A 22,590-nucleotide genomic window follows, 5' to 3' on the forward strand; every position below is an offset into this window, starting at 1 on the left:
TTACACGCCCTTCTGGATCACGCCGTAAAACACCATCAACGCCGTCACTGCGATCCACACGATCGTGAGCGGAATGAAGACCTTCCAGCCCAGACGCATGATCTGGTCGTAGCGGTAACGCGGGAAGCTGGCGCGGAACCAGATGTAGGCGCTGGCGAAGAAGAACACCTTCATCAGCAGCCACGGCCAGCCGCCCTTCCACAACCAGTCGATCCACGGCGAAATGTCCGCATTGACCCAGCCCTGGATCGGGCTCAACCAACCGCCGAGGAAGAAGATCGAGATCAGGAAGCTGACCAGGATCATGTTGGCGTATTCGGCCAGGAAGAACAGTGCGAACGCACCGCCTGAATATTCCACCATGTGACCGGCGACGATTTCCGATTCGCCTTCCACCACGTCGAACGGCGCGCGGTTGGTTTCGGCGACGCCAGAAACCCAGTACACGATGAACAACGGGAACAGCGGAATCAGGAACCAGTCGAAGAAGCCCGAGTTGCCGGCCTGCGCGAACACGATCTGGCTCAGGTTGACGCTGCCGGAGGCAATCATCACACCGACCAGCGCAAAGCCCATCGCAATTTCGTAGCTGACCACCTGCGCGGCCGAACGCATCGCGCCCAGGAAGGCGTACTTCGAGTTCGACGCCCAGCCGGCCAGGATGATGCCGTACACGCCCAGCGAGGTCATCGCCAGCAGATACAGCAGGCCGACGTTGGCATTGGACAACACGAGCTTTGCATCGAACGGCACCACCGACCACGCGGCGAAGGCCGGCGCCAGTGTCAGCAGCGGTGCGATGACGAACATCGCCTTGTGCGAGCTGGCCGGTTGCACGATCTCCTTGAACAGGAGTTTGAACACGTCGGCGAAGGCCTGGAAGATGCCCATACCCACGTACATGGGCCCGTAGCGCACGTGCATCCAGCCGATCAGCTTGCGCTCCCAGACCACGTAGAAGGCCACTGCCACGATCACCGGCACGGCGATCAGCAGGATCTTCAATACCGACCAGAGCACTACGCCGCCATCGCCCAGCCCCAGGAACCACTGGTGCAACGGGTCGACCAGGTTCAACAGCAATTCGTTCATGCAGCCACCACCGTTACACGACCGGCACCGAGCGGCGCGGTTGCACCATGGCCGGATTCGATCCACACCGTGCCCGGTGCGACGCGCTTGTCCAGCACCACCGGCAACGTTGCCTTACCGGCATCGGTACCGACCTTGACCATCTGACCAGCCTGGACCCGCAACTGCGTCGCCTGCTCCGGATGCATCGCCACGCACGGCGCGATGTTGAGCGGATGCGACTGCAGCGCGGCAGCCCGACGCACCACCGCATCGGTGCGGTAGATCGCAGCGGTGGCGGCAACTTCCAGCCCTTCGCTGGCGGCCGCTGGCTGCGCCGACGTCGTCGGCGTCACGCTGCGGTTCTGCATGCCGGCGCGCAGACCGATCAGGTCGATGAACTCGAAACCGGCCAGACCCAGTTCACCGCCAAGTGCGCGCAATACGCGCCATCCCTCGCGCGCTTCCACCGGCAAGCGACCGGCAGCACGTGCAGTCTGCACGCGACCATCCAGATTGGTCAGCGATGCATCGATTTCCGGCAACGCACCGATCGGCAGAATTACATCGGCCACATCGCGCGTCGACGCACAGGCAAACTGACTGAAGGCAACCACCTTGGCACCTGCCAGCGCACTGCGGGCAGCGGCGGCGGCGGCAAAATCCAGGCCCGGCTCGATGCCATACAGCACGTAGGCCTGACGCGGCTGGGCCAGCATGCCGGCGACATCGCGCGCGGTAGGCAGCACGCCCTGCGAGACCAGACCGACGGCATTGGCGCCCTGCGGGATGCGGCACAGCGACGCGCCGGTTGCGGCAGCAAAATCGCGTGCGGCGGCGCGCAACGCTGCAGCCTGCGGATGACTTTCGGCAAGCGCGCCCACCACGATCACGGCGCGGCTTGCAGCCTTGACCGTATCGCGCAGCGCCGCATCGCTCAGTGCATCCGCCAACTGCGAGGGCGCCACCACGGTGCGGCTGGTCTGGGTGAAGGCGAAATCGAAGTCGACCGGGTTGACCGAATGAATCTGGGTGCGGTTCTGGATGTGCGCCTTGCGCAGGCGCGCATGCAGCAGCGGCAATTCATGACGCACGTTGGTGCCGAACAACACCACCACATCGGCCTGCTCGATCTCGGCCAGCGGCGTGGCGAAGGCTTCGGCCACCACAGCGTCGGAGAAATCACGGTTGAGCAGACGGTGGTCCAGATTGCCGCTGCCCAGACCCTCGGCCAGACGTGCGAGCAATGCGCCTTCTTCGTTGGACGTGGACGGATGCACGAGGACGCCGAGCGAATCGCCGGCGTTTTCGCGCAGGATCTGCGTGGCGGCGGCCAGACCTTCGGCCCAGCTCACTTCAGTCCACTGCCCGTTGACCTTCTTCAGCGGCTTGACCGCACGGTCTTCGGCATACAGGCCCTGATGCGAATAACGGTCGCGGTCGGACAGCCAGCATTCGTTGACCGCTTCGTTCTCGCGCGGCACGGTGCGCAGCACTTCGCCACGACGCACGTGCAGGAACAGGTTCGAGCCCATTGCATCGTGATAGCCCAGTGACTCGCGCGCCATCAATTCCCACGGACGTGCGCGGAACTGGAACACCTTGTTGGTCAGCGCGCCCACCGGGCAGACGTCGATGACGTTGCCGGAAATTTCGGTGGTCAGCGGCTTGCCGTCGTAGGTGCCGATCTGCAGATTCTCGCCGCGATACATGCCACCGAGCTCATAGGTGCCGGCGATGTCTGCGGTAAAGCGCACGCAACGGGTGCACTGGATGCAGCGGGTCATTTCGGTAGCGACCAGCGGACCGATGTCCTCGTCCGGCACCACGCGCTTGCGCTCGTTGAAACGGCTCACCGAACGACCGTAGCCAAGCGAGACGTCCTGCAACTCGCACTCGCCGCCCTGATCGCAGATCGGGCAATCCAGCGGATGGTTGATCAGCAGGAATTCCATCACGCTGCGCTGGTACTTCAGCGCCTTCTCGCTACGCGTGGTGACCTTCATGCCGTCCATCACCGGCGTGGCGCAGGCAGGCGACGGCTTGGGTGACTTTTCGACATCGACCAGGCACATGCGGCAGTTGGCCGCGATCGGCAGCTTCTCGTGATAGCAGAAGCGCGGGATCGGGATGCCGGCCTTGTCGGCCGCCTGGATGATCATCGAGCCCTTCGGCACCACCAGGGACTGTCCGTCGATCTCGACGGTGACATGGTCCGGTGGCACGTTCGGGTTCACTGGTTGGGCGCTCATGCAGCCACTCCGACTTGCGTATCGACGATCGAACGACCGTTGACGATGTAGTACTCGAACTCGTCCCAGAACTGGCGCAGGAAGCCTTGAATCGGCCATGCCGCCGCTTCGCCGAACGCACAGATGGTATGGCCTTCGATCTGGCCGGCGACGGTGCGCAGCTGATGCAGGTCTTCCATCGTGGCCTTGCCGGCGACGATGCGCTCCAGCACGCGGTGCATCCAGCCGGTGCCCTCGCGGCACGGGGTGCACTGGCCGCAGGATTCCTTGTGGAAGAACTGCGAGATGCGGCAGGCGAAGCGGACGCAGCAGACGCTGTCGTCCAGCACCACGATGGCGCCCGAACCCAGACCGGTGCCGAGCGCGCGCAAGGTGTCGTAGTCCATCTGCAGGCCCGCGACCTGATCGGCCTTCAGCACCGGCATCGACACGCCGCCGGGCACCACACCCTTGAGCTTGCGACCGGGGCGCAGCCCGCCGGCCATTGCCAGCAGTTCGTCGAAGGTGGTGCCGAGCGGCACCTCGAAATTACCGCCCTTCTGCACGCAACCGGACACCGAGAAGATCTTCGGGCCGCCGTTCTTGGTCTTGCTCAAACCGAGGAACCACTCCGGACCGTTGCGAATGATCGCCGGCACCGACGCGTAGGTCTCGGTGTTGTTGATGGTGGTCGGCTTGCCGTACAGGCCGAAATTCGCCGGGAACGGCGGCTTGTAGCGCGGCTGGCCTTTCTTGCCTTCCAGCGATTCCATCAATGCGGTTTCTTCGCCGCAGATGTAGGCGCCAGCACCCAGCGCACCGTAGATGTCGATATCCACGCCGCTGCCGAGAATGTTCTTGCCCAACCAGCCGTTGGCGTATGCGTCGGCCAGCGCCAGCTCGAAGTTTTCGAACGGCTCGTGGTGGAATTCGCCACGCAAGTAGTTGTAGCCCACCGTCGAACCGGTGGCGTAGCAGGCGATCGCCATACCCTCCACCACCGAATGCGGGTTGTAGCGCAGGATGTCGCGGTCCTTGCAGGTGCCCGGCTCGGATTCGTCCGAGTTGCACAGGATGTACTTCTGCATCGTGCCCTTGGGCATGAACGACCACTTCAACCCGGTCGGAAAGCCCGCGCCACCACGGCCGCGCAGGTTGGACGCCTTGACCATTTCGATGACATCGGCCGGCGGGATCTTCTCTTCGAGGATTTTGCGCAGCGCGGCGTAGCCACCGGTTTTCAGATAGCTCTCATACGACCACGGAGTGTCGTAGTGCAGGGTCGTGTAGACGACCTGATGCGGCTGCGGCGCCGGACCGACCGGGCCTGAGGGTGCGTGATGATGTGCCATGTCTTACTCCAGCCCGTCCAGCAGCGCGTCGACCTTTTCTTTCGTCAGGTGCTCGTGATAGTGGCCGTTGATGACCATCATCGGCGCTGCGGAGCAGGCAGCCAGGCACTCTTCTTCGCGCTTGAGGTAGACGCGGCCATCGGCCGTCGACTGACCCAGCTTGCAACCCAGCTTCTTTTCCGCATGGGCCAGCAGGTCTTCGGCGCCATTGAGCCAGCAGCTGATGTTGGTGCAGAACGCCACGTTATGGCGGCCGACGCGCTCGGTCTCGAACATCGAATAGAAGCTGGCGACCTCATAAGCCCATACCGGTGGCAGCTCCAGGTACTTGGCCACGCCCACGATCAATTCGTCGGTCAGCCAGCCCTGGTTCTGTTCCTGCGCAGCATGCAGACCCTGCAGCACCGCCGAACGCTTGCGGTCCGGCGGGAACTTGGTCAGCCAGTGATCGATGTGCGCGCGCGTCTTCTCGCTCAGCACCACCTGCGGATCGACGTCGCGCGCCGCTTCGAAATTACCCGTCGCCTTCATCGGTCAACCTCACCGAAAACCAAATCGTAAGTACCGATCATCGCCACGACGTCGGCCAGCAAATAGCCACGCACCACTGCGTCCATCGACGACAGATGCGCAAAACCCGGCGCGCGCAGATGCACGCGGAACGGCTTGTTGGCGCCGTCTGACATCAGGTAGCAACCGAACTCGCCCTTGGGCGCTTCGACCGCGCTGTAGGTTTCGCCGGCCGGCACGCAGTAGCCTTCACTGAACAGCTTGAAGTGATGGATCAACGCTTCCATGTCGTCCTTCATGCCTTCGCGGCTGGGCGGGGCGACCTTGAAATTGGTGACCATGACCGGGCCGGGGTTGGCCTTCAGCCACTTCACGCACTGCTTGATGATGCGGTTGGATTCGCGCATCTCGGCCACGCGCACCAGGTAGCGGTCATAGCAGTCGCCGTTGGTGCCCACCGGGATATCGAAATGCACCGCGTCGTACTTGGCGTAGGGCTGCTTCTTGCGCAGATCCCACTCGATACCCGAGCCACGCAGCATCGGACCGGTCATGCCCCAGGCGCGTGCCAGATCCGGGCTGATGATGCCGACGTCGACGGTACGCTGCTTCCAGATGCGGTTATCGGTCAGCAGGGTTTCGTATTCGTCCACGCGTGCCGGGAAGGTATTGGTGAACTCCTCAAGGAAGTCCAGCATGGTGCCTTCGCGACCGGCATTGCGCTTCTTCAGCGCCCCGCCCTTGTGCCAACGCGACTCCTTGTACTGCGGCATGCGATCGGGCAGATCGCGGTAGACGCCGCCGGGACGGTAGTAGGCAGCGTGCATGCGCGCGCCACTGACCGCCTCGTAGACGTCCATCAGTTCTTCGCGCTCGCGGAATGCATACAGCATCACCGCCATCGCACCCAGATCGAGCGCATTGGAACCGACCCACATCAAGTGGTTCTTGATGCGGGTGATCTCGTCGAACATGGTGCGGATGTACTGCGCACGCTCGGGCGCCTCGATCCCCATCAGGGATTCGATCGCGCGCACGTAAGCGTGCTCGTTGCACATCATCGAGACGTAATCCAGGCGATCCATGTATGGAACCGACTGGTTGAACGGCTTGGACTCGGCCAGCTTCTCGGTGCCACGGTGCAGCAGACCGATATGCGGATCGGCACGCACCACGGTCTCGCCGTCCATTTCCAGGATCAGGCGCAACACGCCGTGCGCCGCAGGATGCTGCGGGCCGAAGTTCATCGTGTAATTGCGGATTTCCTGCTTGCTTTCGACAGGATTGCTCGCGAAGGCATCGGTTGCCTGGCGGAACTCACTCACTTGGCAGTCTCCGACTTGCCCACTTCACCAGCGGCAGTCTCATAACGGGCATCGTCGCGAATGACGCGCGGCACGCCGACGCGCGGCTCGACCGAGGTCACCGGCTCGTACACCACGCGCTTGCGCTCGTCGTCGTAACGCACTTCGACGTTGCCGATCAGCGGGAAGTCCTTGCGGAACGGGTGGCCGACGAATCCGTAGTCGGTCAGGATGCGGCGCAGGTCCGGATGCCCATCGAACACGATGCCGAACAGGTCGAACGCCTCGCGCTCGAACCAGTTCACGCCCGGCCAGATATCGGTCACCGACGCCACCACCGGCACCTGCTCGTCCGGCGCGTAGCAACGCACGCGCAGACGCTGGTTGTGCTGGTAGGAAATCAGCTGCGCGACCACCGCAAAACGCCGCTTGGGCAGCTGCTGCGGCTGCGCGCCAGCGGAGCTTTCCTGGCTGGGGAATTCGCCCCAGGCGAAACGGCCGACCGCCTTGCCTTCGACGCCGCGACTGAAGCCCTGCGACGACACGTCGGCGGTATCCCACTCGTCGCTGCCATAGCCGAGGTAATCGACGCCGCACAGGTCGCTGAGCTGTTCGAAACCGAGCTCGTCACGCAGTGCAAGACAGGTGGCGTGCCAATCGGCGGCGGCCACTTCCAGCGTCACTTCGCCGCGCGGCAATGCCACGGCAATCTGCGCACCGGCGAAACGTGCCGCAAGTCGGTCAGTGAAGGAAGATGCTTGCTCTGCCATGGGGGCTTGGCTGCTCTCGGTAGAAGAAGACGGGTGTCAGCGCGCGATCGTCTGGGTACGCCAGATCTTCTTCTGCAGCTGCAAGATGCCGTAGACCAGCGCCTCGGCGGTCGGCGGGCAGCCCGGGACGTAGATGTCCACCGGCACGATGCGGTCGCAACCGCGCACCACCGAATACGAATAGTGATAGTAGCCGCCGCCGTTGGCGCAGCTGCCCATCGAGATGACCCACTTCGGATCCGGCATCTGGTCATAGACCTTACGCAGCGCCGGGGCCATCTTGTTGACCAGGGTGCCGGCCACGATCATCACGTCGGACTGGCGCGGCGACGGGCGGAACACCACACCGTAGCGGTCCAGATCCAGGCGCGAGGCGCCCGCATGCATCATCTCGACGGCGCAGCACGCCAAGCCGAAGGTCATCGGCCACATCGAGCCGGTGCGCGCCCAGTTCAGCAGCGCATCGACGCTGGTGGTCACGTAACCCTTTTCGAGCAACGGGTTTTCGCCTTCCGGGCGCAGGATGTCTTCCACCCGGCCTTCCGGCATCGGGTTGGTCATCAGACTATCCAGGGTCTGAATCACTCCCATTCCAGCGCTCCCTTCTTCCACACGTAGATAAAGCCGAGGAACAACATACCGACGAACAGCCCCATGGTGACCAGCGAACGTGCGCCGATCTCCATGAACACCTGTGTCCACGGCACGATGAAGATGATTTCCAGATCGAACACGATGAACTGGATCGCGATCAGGTAGTAGCGCACATCGAACTTCATGCGCGCGTCTTCGAAGGCTTCGAAGCCGCACTCGTAAGGCGAGAGCTTGCGCGGGTCCGGGCTACGCGGACCGAGGAATCGACCGACCAACATCAGCACGATGCCGATACCGGTGGCGACGATCAGAAACAGCAGACTCGGCAAATATTCGGCCAGCACAGCGATTCTCTCTTGCCTCTGCCCGCACGCGCCGCGTGCCGGCATGGGGTATAGGCAGACCCCGCGCGCGACAAGCGATGCGCAGGAACTGCAGCCAAACAATGGTGCCCAAGAGGGGACTCGAACCCCTACGACCTAAGTCGCTACCACCTCAAGGTAGTGCGTCTACCAATTCCGCCACCTGGGCATACGTTGCGCCGCTGGGCATCCCAGTGCGCAGCGTATTGTAACCGGCTTCAGCGTTTTTGTGCTGGTTCTGAAGCGTTTTCTTCGCTTGCTGCAGGCGCCGGCTGCGCCGGTGCGGACTGCGCAGGCGCGACTGGCGGAGCGGCGGCCGGAGCCGGCTGCGACGGGGCGGTCGGCACCGCACCTGCGGCCGGAGCCTGCGGCAACGGCTGGGTGAGCTCGCCGGCGGCGGCCGGAGCCGGAGTCGCCGACTGTGACATCACACCCAGGTTCTGATCCGTGGGACGTGCGCCGTGCGTGGCATACCACGCCATGAACAGGCTGATGCTGAAGAACACCACCGCCAGCCACTTGGTCGACTTGGACAGGAAGTTCGACGCACCCTGCGAACCGAACACGGTGCCCGACGCGCCGGCGCCGAATCCGGAACCGGCCGCTGCGCCTGCGCCACGCTGCATCAGGATCAGCGCAATCATCGCCAGGGCGACCAGCACGTAGACCACATTGAGGATCAACATCAGCATTTCGAAATCCGTCCCCGGACAAAACTTAATGGGTTAGCACGCGGCCGCCGCGCGTGCGATGGCCAGGAAATCTTCGGCGACCAGTGATGCGCCTCCGACCAGCCCGCCATCGACGTCAGGCTGTGCGAACAGCTCGCCGGCATTGTCGGGCTTGACACTGCCCCCGTACAGGATGGGCAACGAATCGGCGATTCTAGCATCCGCCTTCGCGACTTCGCCACGCAAGAAAGCGTGCACCGCCTGGGCCTGCTCCGGGGTTGCGGTGCGGCCGGTGCCAATGGCCCAGATCGGTTCGTAGGCCAGCACCGCGCCCGCAAAACCGGCACTGCCCACCAGCGCCAGGACCGGGTCGAGCTGGGCACGTAGGATTGCCTCAGTCTGACCGGCTTCACGCTGTTCCAGCGATTCGCCCACGCACAGCACCGGAATCAGCCCGGCATGAAGGGCGGCGGCGAACTTGCGCGCTACCAGTTCGCTACTCTCCCGATGGTATTGGCGGCGCTCGGAGTGGCCGACCAGCCCGTAGCCAGCACCGACATCGACCAGCATCGAGGCCGAGACCTCGCCGGTGTAAGCGCCCTTCTCATTGCTGCTGACGTCCTGGGCTCCGAACGACAGGTGATGGGCCTCGAAATCCTCGATCAGGTCGCCGAGGTAAGGCAGTGGCGGCAGGATGACGACGTCGACACCCTCCAGGGGCATGTGCGCGGCCACCTTGGCCACCAGTTCGGTGGCGAAGGCGCGGCTGCCATGCAGCTTCCAATTTCCGGCAACGATCTTTCGACGCATCAGGCGCAGGTTCCTGAGTTGAAGACAGGCGACAGAATAGCCCAAGGCCTGTCGGCAACCGGCACACTTCTGTCCGCCAGATGTCCTCCCCCTCCCCTTACAGGAACCTGACATGTCCGTTTCGCCTGTCTTCGCCTTGATCACCGGCGCCTCCAACGGCATCGGCCGCGAGATTGCGCGCGCATACGCCAGGCGCGGCATGCCATTGATCCTGACCGCACGACGGGTGGACCGGCTGCTGGCATTGGCCGAGGAATTGCGCAGCACGGTTCGGGTGGAAGTGCTGCCGGCCGATCTGGCCGACCCTGCCGCGGCCGAAGCGCTGGCAACGCAGATCCAGGGCAACGGCTGGACCGTGGGCACACTGGTCAACAACGCCGGTTACGGCGTGCCGGGCCGCTACCTGCACAACGACTGGGCCACGCATGCGCGCTTCCTGCAGGTGATGGTGGGCGCGGTGTGCGAGCTGACCTGGCGACTGCTGCCAATGATCCGTGCCAGCGGCCAGGGCCGCATTCTCAACGTGGCCTCGTTCGCCGCACTGACGCCCAGCGCCGATGGGCAGACCCTATATGCGGCCAGCAAGAGTTTCATGCTGCGCTTCAGCGAATCGCTGGCGCTGGAAAACGCCGATTGCGCGGTCAAGGTGTGCGCCCTGTGCCCGGGGTTTGCCTGGTCCGAATTCCACGACGTGACCGGCACCCGCGAGGCGATGTCTACCCTGCCCGCCTGGGCCTGGCTGCAGGCCGACGCAGTGGCCGAGCATGGAATCGCCGCACTGGAGCGCGGCCAGGTGCTGGCGGTGCCGGGCTGGCGCTATCGGCTGGTCAATGCAGCACTGCGGCTGTTGCCGCATGCGCTCGCCCTACGCCTGATGGCGCGCGGTTCGCATCGGGTGCGGCCGCTGGATTGAGTGCAGGAGCGATCGCCCGTGCTTGGCAGCGCTTCGTGCGTGGCTTCAACCTGGGCGACCGTAGGACTTGCGATAACCAAGCAAGCGCATGTATCGAGCGTCAGTGATTGGATGCAGCGCATGCCAGCCCAAATCGACATCAGCTCACGCGCTTTACCGCCAGCGCTAGAGCCATTCGCTGGATTCAGTGATTAACGATCTCGCCGTGCATGGCCGCCAGGCGCGCCAGCAGGCGGTTTTGCGTGCGACGCGGAATCTTGCGCTGATCCATCGCCCAGTTCAGATCTTCGACCAGGGCATTGAAATCGCCTTCGCGGATGGCCAGGTGTGCATGCGCCTGCTGCATCGACTTGGCCGTATCAGGGCATGGGCCGTCGGCGACATGGCAGAACTTCTGCACCAGCCGGTCGTTGAGCATGACGATATTGACGCGTGCGAATTTGTCGACGATGCGCGGGTCGTCGGCGATGCGCGAGAGCATGGTTTCCACCAGCGCCTCGATGCCCGCCTGGCCGCCAAGTTCGTCGTACAACGTCTGCCGCGGGTGCGTGCTGGCGCAGGCGCTCGTCAGGCCTAGCATGCAGAGCAACGACCAGCGCAGCCATCGGTTCATCAGAACGCCACCTGCAACGAGAGATAAGGACCGCGCTGATGGGCAAGCGTGGCGATATCGCCAAGATCGGCCCAGGCGGCGGTCAACGAAACATGCTTATTGGGGAACCAGGCGACGAATGCATCCGCCCACGCTTGCTCGCGCGCGAAACCGAGGTTATTGGGTTTGTCGCGATATTCCACACCCACCGCCCAGGACGGCGACAGCACCACTGCAGCACTGACCTCGGGCACCAGACGATAGCTGTTGCGGCGATCGCCGCCAAAGCCGAGCAAACCGGCCTGGTTGGCGCGGGTAGCGCGCAAGGTGCCGTTGAGCAGCAGCTGATATCCAGCGGCGCCCTGCAGCAACAAGCGGCTCGCGCTGACGTAGATGTCGGTGCCGTGATCGTCGCGCGCACCGATCGCCAACGGCAAGGTGCCGTTGCGCAGGCGTTTGTATTGCACGCCCAAGCTGACTTGCGGCGCATGTCCGTACACAAGATCGCCGGCCAAGCGCACCTTGGCACCGAACACGTCCTGGCCAAGCGCATTCCACGGCAAGCCGAGCCGGTCCTGCAGAGTGCCCAGATCCAGACGCTGGCGGGCAAGCGACAGCTCCAGCCGATTGCCAACCGTGAGCGCGGCGCCCTGCACGTCAAGACGGTAATCGCCGCTGTCGACGTGGGTTGCGAACGCGACGGTGCCAAGCTCGTCGCGCGTGCCGTACCCAGACAACGTGGCCCACGGCACGATGCCGCCGCCGCTACTGCCTTCGATCATCGATACGCCGCCGGTGGCGAGCAGGCGCCCGTCGCCGGCCCGGGCATGCAGCGGCGCGAACACCCCGGCCACCGCAGCAGCAAGCAGCGCGACACGCAGATGCAGGCTCATCGCTGCACACCTGCATGTGCTGGCGTGCTCATGCCGAGTTGGCGCATGCACCAGGCCACCAGCGGCGCTTCTTCCAGCGGTGGCGAATACAGATAGCCCTGCACCATGTCGCAGCCGTAGCCGCGCAGCAACGCGAGGGCCGCGGTGTTTTCGACGCCTTCGGCAATGACGCTCAGCCCCAGGTTATGCCCCAGATCGATCGTGCTGCGGACAATGAAGGCATCGTCGGTGCCGTCGGCCAGCTGCATGACGAAACTCTTGTCGATCTTCAATTCGTCCACCGGCATGCGCTTGAGTTGTGCCAACGAGGAATAGCCGGTGCCGAAGTCGTCGATGGACAGGCGCACACCGACACTGCGTAGCTGATGCAGCATGTGCAGCGCGAATTCGACATCGCGCATCAAGGCGCTTTCGGTCAATTCCAGTGTGACCGACTGCGCTGGCACGGCGTGATGCTCCAGGCAGCCGCGCACGAAGTCGGGCAAACCGGGATCGGACAGATCCAGTGCTGACAGGTTGATGGCCATGCCCAGCTGCAGCCCCTGCTTGCGCCATTGCGCCTGGCAGCGCAGCGCTTCGTCCAGCACGAAGCGGGTGAGCGGATGGATCACGCCGGAGTGTTCGGCAAGCGGGATGAATTCGTCCGGACCGATCGGCCCGAGCACCGGATGATGCCAGCGCACCAGCACTTCGACCTGTTCGACATGATCGGTGCGCAGACAGATCTTGGGCTGGAAGCGCAAGGTGAGTTCATTAGCGCCGATGGCCTGACGCAGATCGCCGGTGAGGCGCAAACGCCGCAGATGCTGTTCGTCCTGGCCCATGCGGTAGACGCTGGCGCCGAAGGTGGCTGTCGTACCGACCTGCCGCCGTGCGATGTCGGCCCGGCGCAACAAGGTGTCCGGGTCGGCGCCGTGCTCGGGAATCAAGGCAATGCCGATGCTGGCTTCGAGCTGGATGCGCGCCTGCGGCAACACCAGCGGGCGGCGCAACTGCAGCAGCAGGCGCTGCGCATCCTGCTGCACGCTGGCCGCATCGGCTTGCGCCACCACCACCATGAATTCATCGCTCCCCAGCCGGCCCACCAGATTGGGCTCCTGCACGACCTCCACCAACCGACGCCCGGCTTCCACCAACACCTGGTCGGCGAAGTCGTGGCCCAGGCTGTCGTTGAGTTCCTTGAAGCGCTCCAGATCCAGGATCAGCACCGCGGCGGTGCCACCGGAGGCCACGGTCTGATCCACCACGTCCTTCAAGCGCTCCAGCAACCAGATGCGGTTGGGCAACCCGGTCAGGGCGTCATGGCGGGCCTGATGCAGGATGTGCTGTTCGCGGCTGGCGATCTGGTGCTGCATGCGCCCGAAACTGTCGGCCAGTTCGGCGAGTTCGCGGCCCGGCGGCACCTGCACGGCGGTGCGGTAGTCGCCGCGCTGAATGCGCCGTGCGGCCTGGACCAGTTGTGCAACGGGCTTGCTCACGCTGCGCGCAAGAACAATCGCCACGCCCAATGCCGCGACCGTGGCCAAGCCTGCCAGCAGCAGGATCCGCAGCTTGAGGCTGCGGTACGGCGCCACGGCACGATCCAGCGATGCCTGCAACGCCACCCGCACCTGGCTGTCGCCCTGGATCGACTGCAGCCTGACCAGATAACGCGACTGGTCCAGCGTCAGCGGGATCGATGCTGCCTGCACCTTCTCTGCCAGGGGCAGTTGCTGCGCGAATTGGGCGCGCGCCGAGGGCTCCAGGGTAGAGGCCAGCACGCGCACCGGTGGGCCATCGGTGAAGAAGATCGCATCCAGCCCGGTGGTGGTGCGGAAATCCTGCGCCAGGCCATCGCCGGATTCGTTGCCGATCCCAATCCAGCCGACGCGGTTCGGCGCCAGCACCTGCACCACTGCCAACCGCACGATGTGTTGATTCAGCGCCACCACGCCGACCGCGCGTCCATCGCGTTGCGCTTGTTGCAGCAATGCCTGCACCGCGCGCAATTGTTCGGCCTGCGGCACGTCGGCCAGGCCGGTCAAGAATTCGCCATCGGGCGACAGCAACAGCGCGGTTTGCGCCGACATGCGCGCGGCGTGATTGCGCAGGGCCGATTGCATGGTCGGCACATCGCCACTGGCCACGGCCGCACGAAACCCGAAATCGTCGGCCAGCACCGACGCCGACTGCAGCAGCTGTTCGTCCCGGCGCATGTTGATGCGTTGCCAGACCCGCTGCCCGATCTCGAGCTCTTCGCCAAGCTGCGCCTTGACGCTGCGCTCGGTCGCCACCTGCACGGCCAGGAATGTCAACGCCTGCGTGGCAAGCACGACCAGCACGAGCAAGGCCGCGATGCGGGTATGCAAACGCATCGACCTCATGGGCGCGGCTTCTTCGGGTCGGCGTTACGGAACTTGTCCTGCAGCGCGCGCACGCGCGCATCCGGTGGCGCCGCGGCCGGCGCGGCGCCGGTGGTCTGCAGGGTCACGCGGCGCTGCACTGGCTCGCGCGCGATCACCAACGGCTCGCTGCTGGCAGCGCCCTTGATGCGCGGGTGCCAGACCCGCAGCGTGTAATTGCCCGCAGGCGCCTCCAGCTGGGCGCGACCATCGCTGCCGGTCTTGCCGAAATACGGCGTCTCCAGCACCACGATGTACCCCAGCATCCAATCGTGGATATTGCAGCCGATGGTGACCAGACCCGCCTGATCGAAACGCACCGGCGTCGCGGTGGTGCCTTGAAACAGCGGCAGCTCGAAGCGCTTGGCCGGAGAGAACGAATACACCTGATGGCGAATCTGATCGTTATTCGGAAAGCGCACCAGGGTGCCGGTGCGCACGGCCAGCACGGCAGGCACGAACTGCGAATTGACCTGATCCATTTCCGCGGTCCTGGTCGCGGTCGGCGGAGCGGGCCGCGCCGGCTCCAGGCTCACGACCGCATCGACCAGCACGCCACCTGCATCGGCGACGGTCACGCTGACCGCTGTCGCCGATACCGAGCCTGCGGCGGCACAGGCCGCCAGCACCGACACGACACCCACCCATTTGATCCATCGCATGCGCACGCCCCAGCCCTGTGCAATCGGCAGCGGGCGCCAGGCGAGTCCGACGTCGCGCTAGCGATTAGCCTCGGTTATCGGCCCGAGTGAACGCAAGCTTTAACCAGGCGCGAGCAGAATTTTCTGAACAGAAGTGCGGCGCTGGTCACCGGTCGTGTTGCGAGCGCGGCTATTTGCGCCGCGCAACGCGTCCCGACGCGCCGGATTACTTCAGCTTGATTTCGCGCAGACGCTCTTCCAGGAAGCCATGCGCCGTGATCGGCTCCGGATAACGGCTGGGATTGTCCGCGCTGATGCACGAGGACAGCACGTCGATGAGGAAATCCGGATTGGGGTGCAGGAAGAACGGCACCGAATAGCGCGGTTGGCGTGCCTGCTCTCCCGGTGGATTGACCACGCGGTGGATGGTGGACGGATACACATGGTTGGTCAGGCGCTGCAGCATGTCGCCGATGTTGACCACGATGGTGTCGGCGTCGGCAGTGAACGGCACCCACTCGCCATCGTGGGAACGCACTTCCAGGCCGGCGGCACTGGCACCCACCAGCAAGGTGATGAAATTGATGTCGCCATGCGCGCCGGCACGCACGTTGGGGATGTCGTCGCTGGTGATCGGCGGGTAATGGATCGGCCGCAGGATCGAATTGCCGTTGTTGGTCTTGTCGACGAAGTAGTCCTGCGGCAGGCCGATATGCAGCGCCAGCGCCGACAGCACGCGCGAACCCAATTGATCCAGTTGCTGGTACAGCTGGTAGCCGCGCTCGCGGAAACCAGGCACTTCGCTGGGCCACAGATTCGGCGGCATCACTGCGCGGTACGGCGAATCGTCCGGAATCTCGCGGCCGATGTGCCAGAACTCCTTGAGATCGAAGTGCTTGGAATCCTTGGCGGTTTCCACGCCGAAGGCGGTGTAGCCACGCGCGCCGCCGCTGCCTTCCACGTGATAACGGCGCTTGGTCGCTTCCGGCAACGCGAAGAACGCCTTGAACACTTCGTAAGCGGCGTCGATATCGGCCTGGGCGATGCCGTGATTGCGGATGCCGGCAAAGCCCCACTGCCGATAAGCCGCTCCGAGCTCGGCGACGAAGGCGTCGCGGTCGGTGTCCAAACGGGTGATGTCCAGCGTGGGAATGCGCGCGCTCATACGGATGTCTGCAGTCAAGGTCGAAAAGGTCCAGAGAAACCTGCGGGTCAGATCAGCAGGCGATACAACAGGTAGAACGTCGCGGCCTTGGCGATGACCACGCAGACGCCAATGACGATCGACTCACGCCGCGTCACGCACTGCACCTGAGAGCCGGTCGAGCGTGTCCTGCATCAGGCCGGCGTCGTCGGCTTCCACGGTCACCCGCACCACCGGCTCGGTGCCCGACGGGCGCAGGAACGCGCGACCGCGGCCTTGCACGGCGGCCTGCGCCTGTTGCAGCGCCTGTTGCACGTTGGCCGCTTCCACAATGGCCTTGGCGGCGCCGCCATCCAGGCGCACGTTGACGGTCTTCTGCGGCACCTTGCTCAGGCGCGTCAGCGCGTCGCGCAGGCTCTGCCCATCGCGCCCCAGCGCTTCGAGCACCTGCAGCGCACTGACGATGCCATCGCCGGTGCTGGCACGGTCCAGGCACAACAGGTGACCGGACGTTTCGCCGCCCAACGTGCCGCCGCCTTCGACCAGGGCCTGATGCACGTAGCGGTCGCCGACCTTGGCGCGCTGGAACGGAATGTGCAGCGCGGCCAATGCCTGTTCCAGGCCGTAATTGGTCATCAAGGTGCCGACCACGGTACCCGTCAGCCGGCCGCTGGCCTGCCACGAGCGCGCGAGCACGTACAGCAGATCGTCGCCATCGACCGGGTTGCCCTGGTCGTCGGCCATCAGCACGCGGTCGCCGTCGCCGTCGAAGGCGATACCCAGATGCGCACCGCACTCGCGCACCTTGGCAGCGAGATTATCGATATGGGTCGAGCCCACACCGGCGTTGATGTTGAGCCCGTCCGGCGCGGCGCCGATGACCACCACCTCGGCGCCCAGCTCACGGAACAGCATGGGTGCGATGTGATAGGTGGCGCCATGCGCGCAATCCAGCACCATCTTCAGCCCGTGCAGGGTGAAACCGCGCGCCACGCTTGCCTTGCAGAATTCGATATAGCGGCCGATGGCGTCACGCGTGCGGATGGCCTTGCCCAACCGCTCCGATTCCACCGTGTGGAACGGCTCGTCCAGCGCTGCTTCGATCGCCGCTTCGGTGGCGTCGTCGAGCTTCTCGCCTTCGGCGGAGAAGAACTTGATGCCGTTGTCGTAATGCGGATTGTGCGAGGCGCTGATCACCACCCCCGCGTCGGCGCGCAACGTGCTGGTCAAAAAGGCGATGGCCGGGGTCGGCATCGGCCCGATCAGCTGCACGTCGGCACCGGCGGCAACCAGGCCAGCTTCCAGCGCCGCTTCGAACATGTAGCCGGAAATGCGGGTGTCCTTGCCGATCAGCACCAATGGCCGCTTGCTGCGGCCCTGGGTCAGTACACGGCCGAGCGCATTGCCCAGGCGCAGCACGAAATCGGCCGAGATCACGCCCTGCCCGACCCGACCGCGGATGCCGTCGGTGCCGAAATACTTGCGTGCGCTCATGCGGCGTCGGCGTCTTGCGGATGCGGCTGACGCATCATCATCGCGGTGAGCTCGGCGATGCGGTCGCGCATCTGTCGGCGGTCGCAGATCTGGTCGATGGCGCCGTGGTCGAGCAGGAACTCCGAGCGCTGGAAACCTTCGGGCAGCGTTTCGCGTACGGTCTGTTCGATCACGCGCGGGCCGGCAAAGCCGATCAGCGCATGCGGCTCGGCGATGTTGATATCGCCGAGCATCGCGAACGAGGCCGACACGCCACCGGTGGTGGGATGGGTCAGCACCGAGATATACGGCAGGCCGGCTTCGCGCAGGCGGCCGAGCGCGGCCGAGGTCTTGGCCATCTGCATCAGCGAGAACAGGCCTTCCTGCATGCGTGCGCCGCCACTGGCGGAAAAGCACACGAACGGGCAGCCGACTTCCAGCGCCACTTCGGCCGCACGCGCAAAGCGCTCGCCCACCACCGACCCCATCGAGCCGCCCATGAAGGCGAAATCGAACGCAGCGGCGACCAGCGGGTTGCCCTTGAGCGTGCCGCGCATGGCGATCAGCGCGTCATATTCGCCGCTGGCTTTCTGGCTGGCCTTGATGCGTTCGCCGTAGCGCTTCTGGTCCTTGAACTTGAGCGCGTCGACCGGACCGAGCTGAGCGGCGATTTCAGTGCTCGCGGTCTCCGGATCGAACAGCGAATTCAGGCGCGCGCGGGCGCGGATCGCCATGTGGTGATCGCATTTCGGGCACACCTCGAGGTTTTCCTCGAGTTCCGGGCCGTACAGCGCACTCCCGCAATTGCTGCACTTTTCCCACAGGCCCTCGGGGACGCTGCGCTTCTTGGCCGGGGTGTTTTCGGTGCGGATGCCGGAGGGCATCAATTTGCTGAGCCAGCTCATGCGTGTATGACAATCCATGCAGGGCGGCCTGGCGGGCCGCAGAGGGGCGACAGTCTAACGCGCCGTGGGAATGCCAAGGTAGCCGGCGTCATGAATGCGGGATCTGGCGCAGAGACTTCCGGGCTTGGGCGGCTGAATGTCTCTGCGAGCGATGGCCGCGAATGGATCGCGGCGGCTGCCGTGGCGCGATGCGGCGCAGGCACGTGGCTGCGCCTGCGCCCCAATCCCTCTAGCGGTGGGAAAGACGCTCGGTTCTCATCCCTGGTCGAGCGCCTGGCGCAACGGGGCCAGGAACGCTTCGGCGCGTTCACGGGCGCTGCGGACCTCGCCCGCGTCCGCCAAAGCAGCGACCAATGCACTGCCCACCACCACGCCGTCGGCATCCACGGCCATGGCAGCGGCGCTGGCCGCATCCTTGATGCCGAAGCCGGCCACCACTGGCGCGCCGGCACGCTGACGCAGCTGGCGCAGGCGGTCGCTGGCGGCATGGGTGTCGAGCAGATTGGAGGCGCCGGTGACGCCGGCAAAGCTGACGTAGTACAGATAGCCCTGCGCGGTGCTGCACAACATATCCAGGCGCTGCTCGCTGGTGGTGGGCGAGGCCAGTGCGATCAGCGCCAACCCGACCTCGGTAAAGATGGCGCGCGTTTCGCCGGCTTCTTCCGGCGGCAGGTCGACCAGCAGCACGCCATCCACGCCCGCGGCGACCGCGGCCTCGGCGAAGCGTCGCGTGCCATGGATCTCGATCGGGTTGAGGTAGCCCATCAGCACCACCGGGGTGGTGGCATCGTCGCGACGGAACTCGTGCACCGCTTCCAGCACATACGCCAGGCCAGCGCCACGAGCCAGCGCGCGCTCGGAGCTGCGCTGGATGGTGGGGCCGTCGGCCATCGGGTCGGAGAACGGCACACCCAGCTCGATCACATCGGCACCGGCGCGCACCAGCGCGTGCATCACCGGTACGGTGGCTTCCAACGATGGGTCGCCGGCGGTGATGAAAGGGATCAGTGCCTTGCGCCCATTGGCGCGCAGCTCGGCGAAGCAGGAATCGATACGACGCATGAAATCACTCGAACAAGGGAGGAAAGCCGGCCGCCATCTAACCTCAGGCGGCAAAGAAATACCGCATCAGCGCAAAGCACAGCGCAAACAGGTAGCCGTAGGAAAATCGATCGATGCGCAGCACCGGGTCGCCGCGGCGCGCGCGCCACGCACCAAGCGCGGCCATCAGGCCACCGGCGACCGGCGGCGCGATCACCAGCGCTGCCAGTCGCGCGCCAAAGGTCGCAGTGAGGTGCTGCGGCAGCAGCCAAAGACTGACACCGCCAAGTAACGCACCCAGGATTGCGTAGCCGACTGCCGCCAGCCCTGGCGAGGGCCTGCGCTCGAACGACTCGGCGACAGAGTGCAGGCCAAGTTCGATCAGCAGCTCGGCCAAGGCCTGCAACAGCGCCTCGGCCACCAGCTGGAGCATTCCTTCGAGCATCGCCGCGTCCCTGCATCCGGAGAGAGAAGTCGCCGCCGCCACTCCTAAAGAGCGATCCCCTCGCGCGCCGCGATGGTGTGCACATCCTTATCGCCACGCCCCGACAGATTGCACAGCACCAACGCATCCCTGGGCAGCTCGCGCGCAAGCTTGATCGACTGCGCCACCGCATGGCTGGACTCGAGCGCGGCAAGAATGCCTTCGGTATGCGCCAGCAGATGGAAGGCGGCCATCGCCTCGTCGTCGGTGATGCCCTGATACACCGCGCGACCGCTGTCGGACAGAAACGAATGCTCCGGGCCCACACCGGGGTAATCCAGGCCAGCGGAGATCGAATGGGTCTCGGTGATCTGGCCGTCGTCGTCGCAGATCACATAGGTGCGATTGCCGTGCAGCACGCCCGGGCGCCCGGCGGCGATGGAGGCGGCATGGCGGCCGGTGGCGATGCCATCGCCGGCCGCTTCGGCACCATAGATCTTGACGCCCGGATCATTGAGGAAGGCATGGAACAGACCGATCGCGTTGCTGCCGCCGCCCACGCAGGCACTGATCGCATCCGGCAGCCGGCCATGGTCCTGCAGCATCTGTTCGCGCGCCTCGCGGCCGACAATGGCATTGAAGTCGCGCACCATGCGCGGGTATGGGTCCGGGCCGGCCACGGTGCCGATGATGTAGAAGGTGTCGCGCACGTTGGTCACCCAGTCGCGCATGGCTTCGTTGAGCGCGTCCTTGAGCGTGGCCGAGCCGGAAGTCACCGGGATCACCGTGGCGCCGAGCAACTTCATGCGGTAGACATTGATCTTCTGCCGCTCGATATCGGTGGCCCCCATGTAGACCACGCATTCCAGGCCCAGGCGTGCCGCCACGGTGGCACTGGCGACGCCGTGCTGGCCGGCGCCGGTCTCGGCGATGATGCGGGTCTTGCCCATGCGGCTGGCCAGCAGGGCCTGGCCGATGGTGTTGTTGATCTTGTGCGCGCCGGTGTGGTTGAGGTCTTCGCGCTTGAGCAGGATCTGCGCCCCACCCACTTCACGGCTGAGCCGTTCGGCGTGGTAGATCGGGCTGGGCCGGCCGACGTAATGCTTGAGGTCCTTGTCGTATTCGGCGATGAAACTCGGATCCTGCCGCGCCTGATCGTAGGCGGCGGACAGTTCCTGCAGCGGGCCGATCAAGGTTTCGGCGACGAAACGGCCACCGAACTTGCCGAAGTGGCCGGCAGCATCCGGATAGGCGTAAAAGTCACTGATGGGCTGGGCCGACATGGAAATCCTCTGCAGCAATGCGTCATACGAGAGGCGTCACTTTAGCGCAGCCGCGGCATGCGATAAATCGATAAGATTGCTGCAACCTGTGACCTGGAATCACATATGAGTGGCTCATTTCCCCCGCTGGCGGCGCTGCGCGCGTTCGAAGCTGCCGCGCGCTTGCAGAGCGTCAGCCGTGCTGCCCAGGAACTGCACGTCACCCATGGCGCCGTCAGCCGGCATGTGCGTTCGCTGGAACAGGCATTGGGCACCGCGCTGTTTGCACGCCAGGGCCGCGGCCTGATGCTGACCGCGGCAGGGGTTCGGCTTCGCGATGCCACCGGCGAAGGCTTTGGCGTGATTGGTCAGGCCTGGGCGGGACTACAACGCCCGGCCGCCGAGGCGCCGCTGGTGCTGGGATGTTCGGGCAGCTTGCTGGCGCGCTGGGTGATTCCGCGCCTGGGACTGCTGCAGCAAGAGCTGCCGGACGTGCGCCTGCATCTGTCGGCCAGCGAACAGCCCCCTGGACCGGACCTGGACGGTCTGGATGCCGCCCTGCTGCTGGACACACCACCCTGGCCGAGCGAATGGCAGGTGCACGCGCTGGGCGTGGAGTGGATTGGGCCGGTGCTGAATCCGCAGCTCGCATCAATCTTGCAGATCGAGGGAAGCGACCCGGCCGTGCTCGGCGATCACGCGCTGCTGCACACCCGCTCGCGCCCGCAGGCCTGGCCGGAATGGGCACAGGCGCACGGGCTGGCTCCTGAGGCGCTGCGCTTCGGCACCGAATTCGAGCACCTGGTGTATCTGCTGGAAGCCGCTGCCGCTGGCCTGGGGATCGCGATTGCGCCGCAGCCGTTGGTCGCCGCGGACCTGGCAGCCGGGCGCCTGCTGGCGCCGTGGGGATTCAACGCCACGCATGGCCGCTGGGTGTTGTGCGCTGCCAAGCGCAACCCCGATCCACGTATCGAACGGCTGGCAGGTTGGCTAGGAAAAGCGCTGGCGGAAGATCAGCACAAGTTTCCGGCCATGGATGCAACGAAAGCCTGAGCGGCTATCGCGGATGTTCGGTGCAATACTGCATCGCCCGCCCACGCCTCGCGACGAGCGTGTGTACCGTCAGGTGCTATACCTGCCGAGCGGAAGGCCACGCATCGGCACAACTAGCCAGAAGACACAAAAACGTCATTTGCGGCTCGGCCTGAGGGAACGCCATCTAGGGCGCGAACGCTCGTTAAATCGC

At 64.9% G+C, this 22,590-nt stretch carries 22 protein-coding genes and 1 tRNA gene; 2 read left to right on the forward strand and 21 right to left on the reverse strand.

Features of this window, described 5'->3' with window-relative positions; genetic code table 11:
- The 11 genes from nuoH to tpiA form a co-directional block, all read right to left on the reverse strand.
- The gene (nuoH, locus tag J7360_RS07365) at window positions 1–1,092 is read right to left on the reverse strand and encodes an NADH-quinone oxidoreductase subunit NuoH (protein ID WP_057661702.1); all 1,092 of its coding nucleotides are present in this window, start codon (window positions 1,090–1,092) and stop codon (window positions 1–3) included.
- Window positions 1,089–3,323, reverse strand: coding sequence for an NADH-quinone oxidoreductase subunit NuoG (gene nuoG, locus J7360_RS07370; protein ID WP_209033567.1), 2,235 nt, complete (start codon window positions 3,321–3,323; stop codon window positions 1,089–1,091). Before nuoG ends, nuoH begins: the two co-directional genes overlap by 4 nt.
- Entirely contained in the window at window positions 3,320–4,654 is a 1,335-nt protein-coding gene (gene nuoF / locus J7360_RS07375) for an NADH-quinone oxidoreductase subunit NuoF (protein WP_099801992.1), read from the reverse strand. Before nuoF ends, nuoG begins: the two co-directional genes overlap by 4 nt.
- A gap of 3 nt (window positions 4,655–4,657) precedes the next feature.
- The gene (gene nuoE, locus J7360_RS07380) at window positions 4,658–5,185 is read right to left on the reverse strand and encodes an NADH-quinone oxidoreductase subunit NuoE (protein ID WP_007963122.1); all 528 of its coding nucleotides are present in this window, start codon (window positions 5,183–5,185) and stop codon (window positions 4,658–4,660) included.
- Window positions 5,182–6,489 carry an NADH-quinone oxidoreductase subunit D gene (locus J7360_RS07385; protein ID WP_057661699.1) on the reverse strand — a complete coding sequence of 436 codons (1,308 nt, stop codon included), beginning with the start codon at window positions 6,487–6,489 and terminating at the stop codon, window positions 5,182–5,184. The genes nuoE and J7360_RS07385 overlap by 4 nt, the downstream gene beginning before the upstream one ends.
- A complete protein-coding gene (locus tag J7360_RS07390; protein ID WP_007963134.1) occupies window positions 6,486–7,238 on the reverse strand; it encodes an NADH-quinone oxidoreductase subunit C in 753 nt (250 codons plus the stop codon). The genes J7360_RS07385 and J7360_RS07390 overlap by 4 nt, the downstream gene beginning before the upstream one ends.
- 36 nt (window positions 7,239–7,274) lie before the next feature.
- Entirely contained in the window at window positions 7,275–7,829 is a 555-nt protein-coding gene (locus tag J7360_RS07395) for an NADH-quinone oxidoreductase subunit B (RefSeq protein ID WP_005914280.1), read from the reverse strand.
- Window positions 7,820–8,176 (reverse strand): NADH-quinone oxidoreductase subunit A, encoded by a 357-nt coding sequence (locus J7360_RS07400; protein ID WP_003485539.1) that lies wholly within the window; start codon window positions 8,174–8,176, stop codon window positions 7,820–7,822. Before J7360_RS07400 ends, J7360_RS07395 begins: the two co-directional genes overlap by 10 nt.
- Before the next feature lie 102 nt (window positions 8,177–8,278).
- Window positions 8,279–8,363: transfer RNA gene (locus J7360_RS07405), tRNA-Leu, on the reverse strand.
- A gap of 49 nt (window positions 8,364–8,412) precedes the next feature.
- Window positions 8,413–8,886 (reverse strand): preprotein translocase subunit SecG, encoded by a 474-nt coding sequence (gene secG / locus J7360_RS07410; protein ID WP_005914281.1) that lies wholly within the window; start codon window positions 8,884–8,886, stop codon window positions 8,413–8,415.
- 33 nt (window positions 8,887–8,919) lie between these two features.
- Window positions 8,920–9,675, reverse strand: coding sequence for a triose-phosphate isomerase (gene tpiA / locus J7360_RS07415; protein WP_007963143.1), 756 nt, complete (start codon window positions 9,673–9,675; stop codon window positions 8,920–8,922).
- Window positions 9,676–9,787: 112 nt separating this feature from the next.
- On the opposite strand from tpiA, the gene J7360_RS07420 reads away from it, so the two are divergent.
- Window positions 9,788–10,588, forward strand: a complete 801-nt coding sequence (locus J7360_RS07420; protein WP_209033569.1) for an SDR family NAD(P)-dependent oxidoreductase — start codon at window positions 9,788–9,790, stop codon at window positions 10,586–10,588.
- A gap of 184 nt (window positions 10,589–10,772) precedes the next feature.
- On the opposite strand, the gene J7360_RS07425 is transcribed toward J7360_RS07420, so the two are convergent.
- The 10 genes from J7360_RS07425 to trpB form a co-directional block, all read right to left on the reverse strand.
- Entirely contained in the window at window positions 10,773–11,201 is a 429-nt protein-coding gene (locus tag J7360_RS07425; protein WP_022559500.1) for a group 1 truncated hemoglobin, read from the reverse strand.
- Window positions 11,201–12,073 carry a DUF3034 family protein gene (locus J7360_RS07430; protein ID WP_057661698.1) on the reverse strand — a complete coding sequence of 291 codons (873 nt, stop codon included), beginning with the start codon at window positions 12,071–12,073 and terminating at the stop codon, window positions 11,201–11,203. The genes J7360_RS07425 and J7360_RS07430 overlap by 1 nt, the downstream gene beginning before the upstream one ends.
- Window positions 12,070–14,436 carry an EAL domain-containing protein gene (locus J7360_RS07435; protein ID WP_057661697.1) on the reverse strand — a complete coding sequence of 789 codons (2,367 nt, stop codon included), beginning with the start codon at window positions 14,434–14,436 and terminating at the stop codon, window positions 12,070–12,072. Before J7360_RS07435 ends, J7360_RS07430 begins: the two co-directional genes overlap by 4 nt.
- Window positions 14,433–15,116, reverse strand: a complete 684-nt coding sequence (locus J7360_RS07440) for a methylamine utilization protein (protein ID WP_022559503.1) — start codon at window positions 15,114–15,116, stop codon at window positions 14,433–14,435. The genes J7360_RS07435 and J7360_RS07440 overlap by 4 nt, the downstream gene beginning before the upstream one ends.
- A gap of 205 nt (window positions 15,117–15,321) precedes the next feature.
- Complete coding sequence (locus J7360_RS07445; protein WP_007962912.1) at window positions 15,322–16,260, reverse strand: 2-oxoglutarate and iron-dependent oxygenase domain-containing protein; 939 nt, start codon at window positions 16,258–16,260, stop codon at window positions 15,322–15,324.
- A 123-nt stretch (window positions 16,261–16,383) separates the two neighbouring features.
- On the reverse strand, window positions 16,384–17,733 hold the full coding sequence (glmM, locus tag J7360_RS07450; RefSeq protein WP_007962913.1) for a phosphoglucosamine mutase: 1,350 nt from the start codon (window positions 17,731–17,733) through the stop codon (window positions 16,384–16,386).
- Window positions 17,730–18,617: an acetyl-CoA carboxylase, carboxyltransferase subunit beta gene (gene accD, locus J7360_RS07455; protein ID WP_022559505.1), complete on the reverse strand. Its 888-nt coding sequence runs from the start codon at window positions 18,615–18,617 to the stop codon at window positions 17,730–17,732. Before accD ends, glmM begins: the two co-directional genes overlap by 4 nt.
- A gap of 255 nt (window positions 18,618–18,872) precedes the next feature.
- Complete coding sequence (gene trpA / locus J7360_RS07460) at window positions 18,873–19,679, reverse strand: tryptophan synthase subunit alpha (RefSeq protein ID WP_022559506.1); 807 nt, start codon at window positions 19,677–19,679, stop codon at window positions 18,873–18,875.
- A gap of 43 nt (window positions 19,680–19,722) precedes the next feature.
- Window positions 19,723–20,103, reverse strand: coding sequence for a hypothetical protein (locus tag J7360_RS07465; protein WP_022559507.1), 381 nt, complete (start codon window positions 20,101–20,103; stop codon window positions 19,723–19,725).
- A 44-nt stretch (window positions 20,104–20,147) separates the two neighbouring features.
- A complete protein-coding gene (trpB, locus tag J7360_RS07470) occupies window positions 20,148–21,365 on the reverse strand; it encodes a tryptophan synthase subunit beta (protein ID WP_057661694.1) in 1,218 nt (405 codons plus the stop codon).
- Window positions 21,366–21,470: 105 nt separating this feature from the next.
- On the opposite strand from trpB, the gene J7360_RS07475 reads away from it, so the two are divergent.
- Entirely contained in the window at window positions 21,471–22,397 is a 927-nt protein-coding gene (locus J7360_RS07475) for a LysR family transcriptional regulator (protein ID WP_057661691.1), read from the forward strand.
- Window positions 22,398–22,590 lie beyond the last annotated feature (193 nt).

The sequence above is a fragment of the Xanthomonas sp. D-99 genome (assembly GCF_017746145.1).
Classification (GTDB): Bacteria; Pseudomonadota; Gammaproteobacteria; order Xanthomonadales; family Xanthomonadaceae; genus Xanthomonas; species Xanthomonas cissicola.